The sequence below is a fragment of the Streptococcus mitis genome (assembly GCF_905187495.1).
In the GTDB taxonomy this organism is placed as follows: domain Bacteria; phylum Bacillota; class Bacilli; order Lactobacillales; family Streptococcaceae; genus Streptococcus; species Streptococcus mitis_CU.
The window spans coordinates 1-13,993 of record NZ_CAJJIB010000011.1 but is presented as its reverse complement, the minus strand read 5'-3'; the positions used below and the strand labels follow the sequence as shown (position 1 = coordinate 13,993).

At 40.4% G+C, this 13,993-nt stretch carries 11 protein-coding genes and 1 pseudogene; 10 read left to right on the top strand and 2 right to left on the bottom strand.

Translation table 11 applies throughout. The features are described from left to right. Positions 1-5: 5 nt before the first annotated feature. Together polA and JQ843_RS03085 are read left to right on the top strand one after the other, a co-directional pair. Positions 6-2,639 (top strand): DNA polymerase I, encoded by a 2,634-nt coding sequence (polA, locus tag JQ843_RS03090; RefSeq protein WP_203212876.1) that lies wholly within the window; start codon positions 6-8, stop codon positions 2,637-2,639. An 84-nt stretch (positions 2,640-2,723) separates the two neighbouring features. Next, on the top strand, positions 2,724-3,161 hold the full coding sequence (locus JQ843_RS03085) for a CoA-binding protein (protein WP_000076488.1): 438 nt from the start codon (positions 2,724-2,726) through the stop codon (positions 3,159-3,161). A 31-nt stretch (positions 3,162-3,192) separates the two neighbouring features. Here JQ843_RS03085 and JQ843_RS03080 read toward each other — a convergent pair whose 3' ends face one another. After that, positions 3,193-4,203 (bottom strand): YeiH family protein, encoded by a 1,011-nt coding sequence (locus JQ843_RS03080; RefSeq protein WP_203212875.1) that lies wholly within the window; start codon positions 4,201-4,203, stop codon positions 3,193-3,195. A gap of 148 nt (positions 4,204-4,351) precedes the next feature. On the opposite strand from JQ843_RS03080, the gene JQ843_RS03075 reads away from it, so the two are divergent. The 5 genes from JQ843_RS03075 to JQ843_RS03055 all read left to right on the top strand — a co-directional run bounded on the left by JQ843_RS03075 (position 4,352) and on the right by JQ843_RS03055 (position 9,157). Next, on the top strand, positions 4,352-5,521 hold the full coding sequence (locus tag JQ843_RS03075; protein ID WP_084923523.1) for a pyridoxal phosphate-dependent aminotransferase: 1,170 nt from the start codon (positions 4,352-4,354) through the stop codon (positions 5,519-5,521). After that, complete coding sequence (gene recO, locus JQ843_RS03070; protein WP_203212874.1) at positions 5,518-6,288, top strand: DNA repair protein RecO; 771 nt, start codon at positions 5,518-5,520, stop codon at positions 6,286-6,288. Before JQ843_RS03075 ends, recO begins: the two co-directional genes overlap by 4 nt. Next, positions 6,285-7,277 carry a phosphate acyltransferase PlsX gene (plsX, locus tag JQ843_RS03065; RefSeq protein ID WP_049499075.1) on the top strand — a complete coding sequence of 331 codons (993 nt, stop codon included), beginning with the start codon at positions 6,285-6,287 and terminating at the stop codon, positions 7,275-7,277. Before recO ends, plsX begins: the two co-directional genes overlap by 4 nt. A gap of 5 nt (positions 7,278-7,282) precedes the next feature. Next, positions 7,283-7,516, top strand: coding sequence for an acyl carrier protein (locus JQ843_RS03060; RefSeq protein ID WP_000136448.1), 234 nt, complete (start codon positions 7,283-7,285; stop codon positions 7,514-7,516). Positions 7,517-7,966: 450 nt separating this feature from the next. Beyond that, positions 7,967-9,157, top strand: coding sequence for an N-acetylmuramoyl-L-alanine amidase family protein (locus JQ843_RS03055; protein ID WP_203212873.1), 1,191 nt, complete (start codon positions 7,967-7,969; stop codon positions 9,155-9,157). 81 nt (positions 9,158-9,238) lie between these two features. Here JQ843_RS03055 and JQ843_RS03050 read toward each other — a convergent pair whose 3' ends face one another. Beyond that, complete coding sequence (locus tag JQ843_RS03050; RefSeq protein ID WP_203212872.1) at positions 9,239-10,114, bottom strand: helix-turn-helix domain-containing protein; 876 nt, start codon at positions 10,112-10,114, stop codon at positions 9,239-9,241. A 197-nt stretch (positions 10,115-10,311) separates the two neighbouring features. On the opposite strand from JQ843_RS03050, the gene JQ843_RS03045 reads away from it, so the two are divergent. The 3 genes and pseudogenes from JQ843_RS03045 to JQ843_RS09555 form a co-directional block, all read left to right on the top strand. Beyond that, complete coding sequence (locus JQ843_RS03045; RefSeq protein ID WP_049502340.1) at positions 10,312-11,493, top strand: PspC-like choline-binding domain-containing protein; 1,182 nt, start codon at positions 10,312-10,314, stop codon at positions 11,491-11,493. Positions 11,494-11,581: 88 nt separating this feature from the next. Next, complete coding sequence (locus JQ843_RS03040; RefSeq protein WP_203212871.1) at positions 11,582-12,766, top strand: N-acetylmuramoyl-L-alanine amidase family protein; 1,185 nt, start codon at positions 11,582-11,584, stop codon at positions 12,764-12,766. A 732-nt stretch (positions 12,767-13,498) separates the two neighbouring features. Then, positions 13,499-13,993, top strand: a pseudogene (locus JQ843_RS09555) (GHKL domain-containing protein); the annotation flags it as partial.

The window sequence follows — 13,993 nt, the reverse complement described above, 5'->3', positions numbered from 1 at the left end:
GGTGTATGGATAAGAAAAAATTATTATTGATTGATGGGTCTTCTGTTGCTTTTCGGGCGTTTTTTGCGCTCTATCAGCAGTTGGATCGTTTTAAGAATGCGGCTGGCTTGCATACCAATGCGATTTATGGCTTTCAGTTGATGTTAAGCCATTTGTTGGAGCGGGTTGAGCCGAGTCATATTTTGGTGGCTTTTGATGCGGGAAAGACGACCTTCCGTACAGAGATGTATGCGGACTATAAGGGTGGTCGGGCTAAGACTCCGGATGAGTTTCGTGAGCAATTTCCCTTTATTCGTGAGTTGCTGGATCATATGGGGATTCGTCATTATGAGTTGGCTCAGTATGAGGCGGATGACATCATTGGGACACTGGATAAACTAGCAGAGCAGAATGGTTTTGATATTACCATTATCAGTGGGGACAAGGATTTGATTCAGCTGACGGATGAGCATACGGTGGTTGAACTTTCCAAGAAAGGTGTGGCTGAGTTTGAGGCCTTTACGCCAGAATATCTCATGGAAAAGATGGGCATTACACCGACTCAGTTTATCGATCTCAAGGCGCTCATGGGTGATAAGTCGGATAATATCCCTGGGGTGACCAAAATCGGTGAAAAAACTGGTATCAAACTCTTGCTGGAGCATGGTTCGCTTGAGGGAATTTATGAAAATATTGATGGGATGAAGGCTTCTAAGATGAAGGAAAATCTCATCAATGATAAGGAACAGGCCTTTTTGTCGAAAAAACTGGCGACCATTGATACCGAGGCACCGGTTGAGATTGGTTTGGAGGATTTGGTCTATAGTGGTCCAGATGTGGAAAATCTTGGAAAATTCTACGATGAGATGGGCTTCAAACAGCTCAAACAGGCTTTAAATGTGTCATCAGCTGATGTGGCTGAGAGTTTGGACTTTACTATTGTTGACCAAATCAGTCAAAATATGCTGAGTGAAGAGTCTATCTTCCATTTTGAACTCTTTGGGGAGAATTACCATACGGATGATTTGGTTGGATTTGCCTGGTCTTGTGGGGATAAGCTCTATGCTACAGACAAGCTTGAGCTTTTGCAAGAGCCGATTTTCAAGGACTTTTTAGAAAAAACACCTCTGAGAGTTTATGACTTCAAGAAGGCTAAAGTTCTCTTGCATCGTTTGGGTGTGGATTTGCAGGCGCCTGCTTTTGACAGCCGATTGGCTAAATACCTCCTTTCGACTGTGGAGGACAATGAAATTGCGACCATCGCTAGTCTTTATGGTCAGACTTATTTGGTTGATGATGAGACTTTCTATGGTAAGGGAGTCAAGAAGACCCTTCCTGAACGTGAGAAATTCTTGGAGCATTTAGCTCGTAAGCTTGCTGTTTTGGTCGAAACAGAGCCTATATTGCTGGAAAAACTCAGCGAAAATGGGCAATTAGAGCTTCTTTATGATATGGAGCAACCTCTAGCCTTTGTCCTTGCCAAGATGGAAATTGCTGGGATTACGGTCAAGAAAGAGACCTTGCTTGAGATGCAGGCTGAAAATGAGCTTGTCATTGAAAAACTCACTCAGGAGATTTACGAACTGGCTGGTGAGGAGTTTAATATCAACTCGCCTAAGCAATTGGGTGTACTTCTCTTTGAAAAATTGGGACTTCCTCTAGAATACACTAAGAAAACCAAGACAGGTTATTCGACAGCGGTGGATGTGTTGGAGCGCCTGGCTCCTATTGCTCCGATTGTTAAGAAAATCCTAGACTATCGTCAGATTGCCAAGATTCAATCGACTTATGTGATTGGCTTGCAGGACTGGATTTTGGCTGATGGCAAGATTCATACTCGCTATGTTCAGGATTTGACCCAGACAGGGCGTCTGTCTAGTGTGGATCCAAACTTGCAAAATATTCCTGTGCGTTTGGAGCAGGGTCGTCTCATTCGTAAGGCCTTTGTGCCTGAGTGGGAGGATAGTGTGCTGCTCAGCTCCGACTATTCTCAGATTGAATTGCGTGTTTTGGCGCATATTTCTAAGGATGAGCACTTGATCAAGGCCTTCCAAGAGGGGGCGGATATCCATACTTCTACAGCCATGCGTGTCTTTGGCATTGAACGCCCTGAGGATGTGACTGCAAATGACCGTCGTAATGCCAAGGCGGTGAACTTTGGAGTGGTTTACGGGATTTCAGACTTTGGCTTGTCTAATAATCTGGGCATCAGCCGTAAGGAGGCCAAAGCCTACATTGATACCTACTTTGAACGCTTCCCGGGTATTAAAAACTACATGGATGAAGTGGTGCGTGAGGCGCGTGATAAGGGCTATGTAGAGACCCTCTTTAAACGTCGTCGTGAGTTGCCAGATATCAATTCGCGCAACTTCAACATTCGTGGTTTTGCGGAGCGAACTGCTATCAACTCTCCTATCCAGGGCTCAGCTGCAGATATTCTCAAGATTGCTATGATTCAGCTGGATAAAGCCTTGGTTGCAGGTGGTTATCAGACTAAGATGCTGTTACAAGTGCACGATGAAATCGTTCTTGAAGTTCCTAAATCTGAATTGGCAGAGATGAAAAAATTGGTCAAACAAACCATGGAAGAAGCCATTCAACTCAGTGTTCCCCTTATCGCAGATGAAAATGAAGGGGCAACCTGGTACGAGGCTAAATAAAAAGGGGGCTAGTCCTCCTTTTTTGTAGTAGAATTCTGCAAGCCTTTTCAAATTGTGCTATACTGATGAAAAAGGAGGATTTCTATGAGTCAAGAATTTATCAATCCAAGTGATGGCGTGATTCGTCAGTATCTCGCAACGAGTAAAACCCTTGCTGTGGTGGGTCTGTCTGACCGTGAGGAAACAACTAGCAATCGAGTGACCAAGGAAATGCAGGCTCGGGGTTATAAAATCATCCCAGTCAATCCCAAGGTAGCAGGTGGTGAAATATTGGGTGAAAAGGCCTATGCTAGTCTAGCAGAGATTCCTTTTCCTGTAGATATTGTCAATGTTTACCGGCGCAGTGAGTTTTTGCCAGATGTGGCGCGTGATTTTCTCAAAGCTGATGCCAAGATTTTTTGGGCACAGCTAGGACTTGAAAGTCTAGAAGCGGAAGAGATCTTGCGTGCTGGTGGATGTGATGATATCGTGATGAATCGTTGCATCAAGAGAGAACACACACGCTTGATTGAGGAAGCATAAGAAAAAGGTAGCTGGTGGGCTACCTTTTGTATTAGAAAATGCCGATAAGAGTCTGCATACCAAGACTAGTGAGGATGATGGCAATCCAGCAGATGGCTCCGAGAATAATGGATTTTCCACTAGATTTGATCATAGCTACCAGATTGGTTTTGAGTCCGATAGCACTCATGGCCATGATAATGAGGAATTTGGAGAGTTGTTTGAGAGGGGTAAAGAAACTACTGGATACCCCGAGAGAGGTCAGTAGGGTGGTTAGGAGAGATGCAAGGATAAAGTAAAGGATAAAAAGTGGGAAGACTTTTTTCAGTTGTAAGCCTTGCTTATTTTTTTGCTCGCGACTTTGCCAGTAGGAGAGAAAGAGAGTGATGGGGATGATAGCCAGAGTACGTGTGAGTTTGACAATGGTTGCGGATTCGAGGGTATTGGTCTGGTAGAGACTGTCCCAGGCGCTGGCGGTAGCCGTTACAGAGGAAGTATCATTGACCGCAGTCCCTGCAAAGAGGGCGAAGCCGTCATTGGATAGATGAAGCCAGGTACCTAGCGTTGGAAAGATGAGCGCAGCCAAGACATTGAAGAAAAAGATAACGGAGATGGCTTGGGCGACTTCCTTTTCCTTGGCGTGAATAACGGGCGCTGTTGCCGCAATGGCAGAGCCCCCACAGATAGAAGAACCTACTCCAATCAAGGTAGCCAGTTTTGTGTCCAGTGCAAAGAAGCGCTGGAAAAGATAGGCAACAATCAAGGCTATTGAAATGGTGGACAGGATGACAGGGAGTGAAGATTGCCCAACTGCGAAGACTTGCGAGATATTGAGACCAAAACCAAGCAAGATAACGGCATACTGGAGCAATTTCTTGGAACTAAAGGTCAATCCAGCATCCAGTTGTTTGTAGGGAAAGAGAAATGGGTGGAGAATCATGCCAATAAAGATGGCAAAGACAGGTGCCCCGACAACAGGCAAGAAGCCTCCTAAAATCCAAGAAATGATAGATATGATAAGACAGACCAAAAGTCCAGCCCAATTTTTTGATAGAAATGACATAAAAACCTCCAAATAGAATCTGTTACCATTATAGACCTGTAAACAGGAAAAGTAAAATAGAAAGTGGAAAGTTATTCTATCATGTATTTTTGCGGTCGGGGGGCTTTTATAGTATAATAGAGATACGTTTTGAAAGTAGGAGGTATCTATGGACTTAACTAAGCGCTTTAATAAACAGTTAGATAAGATTCAAGTTTCGTTGATTCGTCAGTTTGACCAGGCTATTTCTGAGATTCCTGGGGTTTTGCGTTTGACCTTGGGGGAGCCTGATTTTACAACGCCAGATCATGTCAAGGAGGCGGCCAAGCGAGCGATTGACCAGAACCAATCCTACTATACAGGGATGAGTGGTCTGTTGACTTTACGTCAGGCGGCCAGTGACTTTGTTAAGGAAAAGTACCAACTGGACTATGCTCCTGAAAATGAAATCTTGGTTACAATTGGTGCGACAGAGGCTTTATCTGCTACTTTGACAGCTATTTTGGAAGAGGGAGACAAGGTGCTCTTGCCAGCTCCTGCTTATCCGGGTTATGAACCAATTGTCAATCTAGTTGGGGCAGAGATTGTCGAGATTGACACAACTGAAAATGGTTTTGTCTTGACTCCTGAGATGTTGGAGAAGGCCATTTTGGAGCAGGGTGACAAGCTCAAGGCGGTTATTCTCAACTATCCAGCAAATCCGACAGGAATTACCTACAGTCGGGAGCAGTTGGAAGCTTTGGCAGCTGTTTTACGCAAGTACGAAATTTTCGTTGTCTGTGATGAGGTTTACTCAGAATTGACCTACACAGGCGAAACCCATGTATCTCTGGGAACTATGTTGAGAGACCAGGCTATTATTATCAATGGTTTGTCTAAATCGCATGCCATGACAGGTTGGCGTTTGGGGCTGATTTTCGCTCCTGTGGCCTTCACAGCCCAGTTAATCAAGAGTCACCAGTACTTGGTTACTGCTGCAAATACCATGGCTCAACACGCTGCGGTGGAAGCCTTGACGGCTGGTAAAAACGATGCGGAGCCTATGAAGAAGGAATACATCCAGCGTCGAGATTATATCATCGAAAAGATGACTGCTCTTGGTTTTGAGATTATCAAACCAGACGGTGCCTTTTATATCTTTGCTAAGATCCCAGCGGGCTACAATCAAGATTCCTTTGCTTTTCTGAAGGATTTTGCACAGAAGAAGGCCGTTGCCTTTATCCCTGGTGCCGCCTTTGGGCGTTACGGGGAAGGCTATGTTCGCCTATCTTATGCAGCTAGCATGGAGACTATCAAAGAAGCCATGAAACGACTTGAGGAGTACATGAGAGAAGCATGATTCAGTCTATCACGAGTCAAGGCTTGGTGCTCTACAATCGTAACTTTCGTGAGGATGATAAGCTAGTCAAGATTTTTACGGAGCAGGCTGGCAAGCGCATGTTTTTCGTTAAACACGCTGGTCAGTCCAAACTGGCTCCTGTTATTCAGCCCTTGGTGCTGGCACGATTTCTCTTGCGAATCAATGATGACGGGCTCAGCTACATAGAGGACTATCACGAGGTCATGACCTTTCCCAAGATTAATAGTGATCTCTTTGTCATGGCCTATGCGACCTATGTGGCAGCTCTTGCAGATGCGAGTTTGCAGGATAATCAGCAGGATGCTCCCTTGTTTGCTTTTTTGCAAAAGACTTTGGAGTTGATGGAAGCGGGTTTGGATTATCAGGTTTTGACCAATATTTTTGAAATTCAAATCTTGACCAGATTTGGAATCAGTCTTAATTTTAATGAGTGTGTCTTTTGTCATCGGGTTGGTCAGGCTTTTGACTTTTCTTTCAAATATGGAGCCTGCCTCTGTCCAGAGCATTATCATGAGGATGAGAGACGTTGCCATCTAAATCCTAACATCCCTTATCTACTTAATCAATTTCAAGCCATTGATTTTGAGACCTTGGAAACCATTTCGCTTAAGCCTGAAATCAAGCAAGGGCTACGCCAATTTATGGATCAACTCTATGAAGAGTACGTTGGAATTCACCTAAAATCAAAGAAATTTATTGATTCCCTATCCGACTGGGGTCAATTACTAAAAGAGGAAGACAAATGAAAAAAATCGCAGTAGATGCCATGGGGGGCGATTATGCACCTCAGGCCATCGTTGAGGGTGTCAATCAAGCCCTGGCTGACTTTTCAGATATCGAGGTTCAACTCTACGGAGATGAAAGCAAAATCAAGCAATATCTTACAGCGACAGAGCGCGTCAGCATTATCCATACGGATGAGAAGATTGATTCAGACGATGAACCTACGAGAGCTATTCGGAAGAAGAAAAATGCCAGTATGGTATTGGCAGCCAAGGCTGTCAAAGAGGGTGAAGCAGACGCTGTCCTCTCAGCTGGGAATACAGGTGCTTTGTTGGCTGCTGGATTCTTCATCGTGGGTCGTATCAAGAACATCGACCGTCCTGGGCTTATGTCGACCTTGCCGACTGTAGATGGGAAGGGTTTTGACATGCTAGACCTTGGTGCCAATGCGGAAAATACAGCCCAGCACCTCCATCAATACGCGGTTCTAGGTTCCTTCTATGCTAAAAATGTCCGTGGTATTGCGCAACCACGTGTTGGTTTGCTCAATAATGGAACAGAGAATAGTAAGGGCGACCCGCTTCGTAAGGAGACCTATGAATTACTAGCGGCTGATGAAAGTTTAAACTTTATCGGAAATGTGGAAGCACGTGATTTGATGAATGGCGTTGCGGATGTTGTTGTGGCAGATGGTTTCACGGGAAACGCTGTGCTCAAATCCATTGAAGGGACAGCCATGGGAATTATGGGCTTGCTCAAGACAGCTATTACAGGTGGTGGTCTTCGAGCGAAACTAGGCGCCCTCCTTCTCAAGGATAGTCTCAGAGGTTTGAAAAAACAGCTCAACTATTCAGATGTTGGTGGAGCGGTCTTGTTTGGTGTCAAGGCACCGGTTGTCAAGACTCATGGCTCAAGCGATGCCAAGGCTGTGTATAGTACGATTCGCCAGATTCGTACCATGCTAGAAACAGACGTAGTTGCCCAGACTGCGCGTGAATTTTCAGGAGAATAAAAGAGATGACAGAAAAAGAAATTTTTGACCGTATTGTGACCATTATCCAAGAGCGACAGGGAGAGGATTTTGTCGTGACAGAATCCTTGAGTCTGAAAGACGATTTGGATGCTGACTCAGTTGACTTGATGGAGTTTATCTTGACACTGGAAGATGAATTTAGTATTGAAATCAGTGATGAGGAAATTGATCAACTGCAAAGTGTAGGAGATGTGGTTAAGATCATTCAAGCAAAATAAAGATAAGAAGTTCCAAGGCATTTGCTTTGGAATTTTTCTTTGGTTCAAGTGACCGTTTAGGAACAGATTTAGTCTTTCTAGGGACAGAAGAGATATGGGGACAAATAAGGGATATAATAAAATCAGAAAAATCAATCTCCAAAAGGAGATAAGAAATGAAGATCAAAAGAAGAGATAGCTTGATTTTCGTTAGAACAAAAATGTTAATATAATCACAATTTTAATTGACTTTCCTTTTTTCCAGGACTATAATGTAGATATAAAAAAGGATTTATTTTATAGTTGGGAGAAGGTGATGGCTATGTACTTTTGATAAACTAGTCTCTATCTTATGTTCGTGGACATTTTAGGAGGTCTTATGGTTCAGGTTCATGAACCTGACATCTATTTTGGCTTCGTTTCTATTTGATTTTCTTGCTTTGGATTTATCTATTTTAGGAGGAAACGGCTATGAAAAAATCTAAACTACTTACACTTGGTTTGCTTGCAGGTGCTGGCCTACTATTGTCTATCAATCAAGTACAGGCTGCAGATACTTGGGTTAAAAATGGCGCTGACTGGAATCTTTCTCAAGATGGCAACCTCGCTAAAAATAAATGGGTGCAAAATGCTGGCTCATGGTACCACTTCGATGGTTCTGGTAAAATGCAGACAGGCTGGCTCAAAGATGGGAATACATGGTATTCGCTCGCAGACAGTGGCGCTATGCGTACTGGCTGGTACAAGGAAGGCAATACATGGTACTCACTCGCAAATAGTGGGGCTATGCGTACTGGTTGGTACAAAGAAGGGTCTACTTGGTACTACCTCAAAGGCAGTGGCGCTATGGCAACAGGATGGGCAACTGCAAATGGTCAATGGTCTTACTTTGAAAAATCAGGTGCTATGGTAGCAGATAGAGCTGTTCCAGCAAGCGATGGGGAAAGTTATGTCATTGGTAAGGATGGTTATATGTTAACCAGACTTCCAAGTGAAGTTGAACAAGATCCTTTTGATGATACAGTTATTACAGATATCGTTACTTTGTCTGATGGTTATGACTATCACCTTGTTCATAAGAAAGATGGAGTTGTTATCGAAAAGAATGCCTGGTATATCAAACCTATTGTTGAACGTTTTTCTTATCAAAAGATTGGCGATATAAAACGAAATACTTTAGATGCAATTACTGATAATAAAAAACCAGGGGAAGAAATTGATCCTAAAGCTGTCATAAAGAATTTCCAAAACTTACCAAATAAGTATTACTTTGGAGCAGATGGACGTAAGGTTGCGAATCTACCAGAATTCACTACTCACTTCCCTATTCAAAAAGTTGGGTCTGAACTTTATCTTAAAAACTCAAGTCCAGTTATTAGTCTAGATTCATCTGGATTGACAATTAATGACAATAAACTTTATCTAAGAGGTGCCAATGATGATAATGGTAAACTTGTAACTGGATATTTTACAATGTTTATGGACGGATTATTATCTAAAGATCACCATATTTTGGGCTATGCAGATGAATCTGGTGAAATCGTGAAGATGAAAGTTTTGCCTAATGATTTCCGTGATTATATTGAAAAAGGAATTTCCGGTTTTTATGGAGAAACTGTTAGATATGACAGTTCAACAGGAAATGTTTCTGTTGTGAAATAAACTATCTGACAGAGTAAAACGAAAAAGCGAACAGCTTTGTATACTAGGAAGTCATGTTCGCTTTTATTCATAAAGTAATAGTTACTGTTTGGTCTCTGTTTCAAAAAAATCTGCTTGATAATAATCACGAACTTCTCTTTTCATTTCTTCTAGTAATCGACTTTCATCTGTTGATTCGAGTAAGGATAATCCTTTATTAATCATAGTATGATCTTCATTAACAATTCCCAGACGTACTTGAGCTACACCTAATAAATCGTATCGTTTCAATATTTTTGCTAAATCAAGACATTCTTGAATTAAGCATAGACAGTCATCTTTCTTCCCTGCTTCAAGGTACATTCGTGTCATATTGGCTAGAATGGAGTAATGAATACTTTGAATTGGACGATAATCTGTGTATTTATTTAGAGATTTTACAAGTCTTTGACGTAGCATTTCTAGTGAATCAACAGGGAAATGGAAAATGATCATCACTAACAACCGTAAATCTGAGAGGAACCACTGATCTCTTTTTTCCAATTCTTTCCATAACTCCTCAGCCAAGGCTTGGGCTTTATCGGAAAACTGATTTTCAATCACTTCTATAAAAATGGTTAGTTCTTTCACAGCATGTTCTATTGGGATATCATTCTGCACTGCATCTAGATAAATTTGACATTTTGATAGCAGTGTCTTCATTTCTTCTAGATTAGGTGAAGAAATGACTTGATAATATTCTGAAAATAATTTCTTACGAGAATCCATTTGGTAATGTTGACAAATATAATGAAATTCATCGAAACTCATATCAATTTGCCTCAAAAGTAATTCCATAGTATCATACCTAGGAGTAGAGTGATTATTTTCAAACTTCGACAAGTTAGAATGAGTAATGTAGTCACCACAGACCTCATTTTGTGTAATCCCTTTTGACTTACGAATGTATTTATAAACTGAACCAATATCCCACCGCATATTTTTGCCTCCAAAAATGTTCCAAAAGTAGAAGTTTTAGGAAAATATTTATATTTAGTATATCATAAAGGTGTGGGGTGGGCAATGATGATAGAAAGAAGGTGTTGGTTGACTCTTAAGGATTATTAGGAGTTATGTAGAATGTTTATGATGGAAAAATATCTTTTTATAACTATTCAATAAAGGAGGAAATGGCTATGAAAAAATCTAAATTACTCACACTTGGTTTGCTTGTAGGTGCTGGTCTACTTTTATCTATCAACCAAGCACAGGCTACAGATACTTGGGTTAAAAATGGTGCTGACTGGAATCTTTCTCAAGATGGCAGTCTTGCTAAAAATAAATGGGTACAAAATGCTGGTTATTGGTACCACTTTGACGGTTCTGGGAAAATGCAGACAGGCTGGCTCAAAGATGGGAATACATGGTATTCGCTCGCAGACAGTGGGGCTATGCGCACTGGCTGGTATAAGGACGGAAATACATGGTACTCACTAGCAGATAGTGGCGCTATGCGTACGGGTTGGTATAAAGAAGGGGCTACTTGGTACTACCTAAAAGGCAGTGGCGCTATGGCAACAGGATGGGCAACTGCAAATGGTCAATGGTCTTACTTTGAAAACTCAGGTGCTATGGTTGCAGACAGAGCTGTTCCAGCCAGCGATGGAGAAAGTTATGTCATTGGTAAGGATGGCTATCTGTTAACCAAACTACCTAGTCAGGTTGAACAATCTCAAGCGGATGATACAATTATCACAAATATTGTTACTTTGTCTGATGGTTATGATTATCACCTTATTTATACAAAAGATGGAGTCATTGTTGAAAAGAATGCCTGGTACATCAAACCTGAATTTAAGAAGTTTTCTGATAAATATGGAGATAAAGTCTCCAATACGATGTTGGCTTTAGTAGATAATACAGAAGAAGGACAAGAAATTAATCCTAAAGCTGTCGTGAAAAATTTCCAAAACATACCAAACAGGTATTACTTTGGGGCAGATGGTCGTCGCGTAACAAATTTACCAGAAATGACCACCTATTCAGAGATTAAAAAAGTTGGAAATGATGTCTATCTAGAAAATCCGGGTGCACGACTTCTTCTTGGAGCTACCAGCTTCACAATCAATAATAATAAACTATACTATTTAGATGGTGCTAATGGCAAACTCAAAACAGGTTATTTTGCATTGATTGATGATAGACCAAGCTATCATCACTATCATATTCTTGTTTATGCAGACCAATCTGGTGAAATTCTTAAAATGAAACGATTGCCAACAGGAATTTCAGATTATCTTAATAAAGAAATTGACGGTTTCTACGGTCAAACTGTTAAAATCGATAGTAAGACAGGAAATGTTTCTGTTGTGAAATAAGACGTCTGACAGAGTAAAACGAAAAAGCGAACAGCTTTGTTTACTAGGAAGTCATGTTCATTTCGCTATAGAATAGGAGGAAATGGCTATGAAAAAATCTAAACTACTTACACTTGGTTTGCTTGCAGGTGCTGGTCTGCTTTTGTCAATCAATCAAGCACAGGCTGCAGATACTTGGGTTAAAAATGGCGATGACTGGAATCTTTCTCAAGATGGAAGCTTAGCTAAAAATAAATGGGTACAAAATGCTGGTTCTTGGTACCACTTCGATGGTTCTGGTAAAATGCAGACAGGCTGGCTCAAAGATGGTAACACCTGGTATTCACTAGCAGATAGTGGTGCTATGCGTACTGGATGGTACAAGGAAGGCAATACCTGGTACTCACTAGCAGATAGTGGTGCCATGCGTACAGGTTGGTACAAAGAAGGGTCTACATGGTACTATCTTCGTTTTAGTGGTTCTATGCAGACAGGTTGGGAGTTCATAGATAATAATTGGTATTATTTTGAACAATCAGGTGCAATGGCCTCTGATAGAGTTGTAAATTCTAGTGATGGAACAGGCTATATTCTCAGCAAGGATGGGCATATGTTCACTTTACAAAATAGCCCTTATAAACATGGTGACATTGTTCGTTTAGGCGATGGATATGAATATCTGATTAAAGCAAAATTTGACGGAAATAACTTTACTGATGTTATCGTGGATAAAAACACTTGGCATATTAAACCTGAGTTCAAGAAGTTTTCCGACAAATATGGGGATGAGGTTGCAAATACTACCTTAGCTTTAGTGGATAATAAAGAAGAAGGACAAGAAATTGATCCTAAAGCTGTTATTCGTAATTTCCAAAATCTACCAGGTCGATATTACTTTGGAGCAGATGGTCGTAGAGTATTACCACTTCCAGAGATGACAACTAGATCAGAAATCAAAAAAGTTGGCAATGATCTTTATCTAGAAGACCCAGGTGTACGACTTAGACTTCCATCTACTAACTTCACAATCAATAACAATAAACTATACCATTTAGATAATGGACAAGGTAAGCTTAAAACAGGTTACTTTGTATTGATTGATGACGGTATGTCTACAACCCACTATCATTTCCTTGTATATGCAGACCAATCTGGTGAGGTTCTTAAGATGAAACGCTTGCCATCAAGATTTTCAGATTATTTTGACAAAGAAATCGATGGTTTCTATGGTCAAAAAATTAAGATTACACAGCCAAATAAGTATGAATATTACAAGGTTCTTGTGGTAAAATAAATAGATAAGCAATCTTCACAACGAATATAAAATTAAAACGTGCAAATCATTTTCAAGAGGCTTTAGATTTCTTGTATTTTAAAAGAAACTAAAGCCTTTTGTGGATTTATAAGGGGATAGAGAGGATATAAAATTATGAAAAGGAGTTTGTCATGAAAATGAAAAATACATTTGTAGAATTGGAACAATTTGAAGATATTTACAGTTGGTGATATCTATTCCCAAAGCAAAGCTAGTGTTTTGCTACTAATGAGTTAATTAAACGGATTTATGATTATATTACTTGAATTTTTAGTGTTTATATTGATTTTAATCAATATTTTAGCTCCTCCGATTTATCTAGGTAGTCAACTCTCTAAAGCATTTTATGACAAACGTTCTATATTTCTTTTGGTAGTTTTTAAGCTATTTGCTACCTTCGTTTTTCCGAGTTTCTCGCATGTTGCCAATTTATTATTCTTTTATATAATATTTTGGATTGTGTTAAAGAAAAAGAAGAAGGAAGCTCTCTTTCTTGCACTTTATCTATTTGTGTTTTATCAAAGTATTCGATATTTGGTTTTGACATTTATAATACGATTGATATTTGACTACTCTGAACTATCTGATTTTTTGCATAGTGGATTTAATTCTGTATTTAGTTTGATTTCGTTGTTTTTGTCTGTTGTCATTTTAAGACGATGGGGAATTGATTTCAATATATTATTTTTAGATAAATTTCGATCGTTAGTGATGAAAAGTATGTGGATTTTATCCTTATTGTTTGGTTTCAGACTGTTTTCATCCATCATGTCTGGGGGATGTAATCCTTTCTACGTTCGATTTGATACGACCATTTCTCTCTTGATTTTCATTCTCTTTTTCTCTTGGCTCTTTTACATCAAGCATTTGGAACAGGTTTATCGTGATGAGCAGACCATTCAGAGACAGGAAGATGAAAATCGTTCCTTGCAAGGAATGGTGGATAAGCTAGGTTATCTCTATGATGAGGTTCGAGGTTTCCGCCATGATTTTGCAGGAATTGTCGCCAGTATGGAGCCTGCCATAGCGAATCAAGACATGACTGAAGTTTCTACCATCTATCGAGATGTCTTTCTAAAGACCAATGAAAAGCTGAGGAAGGCAGATTACACGGCCTTTAATCTTCATAATATCCATGATATAGCCATTCGTAATACCTTGGCAAAATCCATGATTGTGGCAGATAATCAGGGAATTCATTTTAGT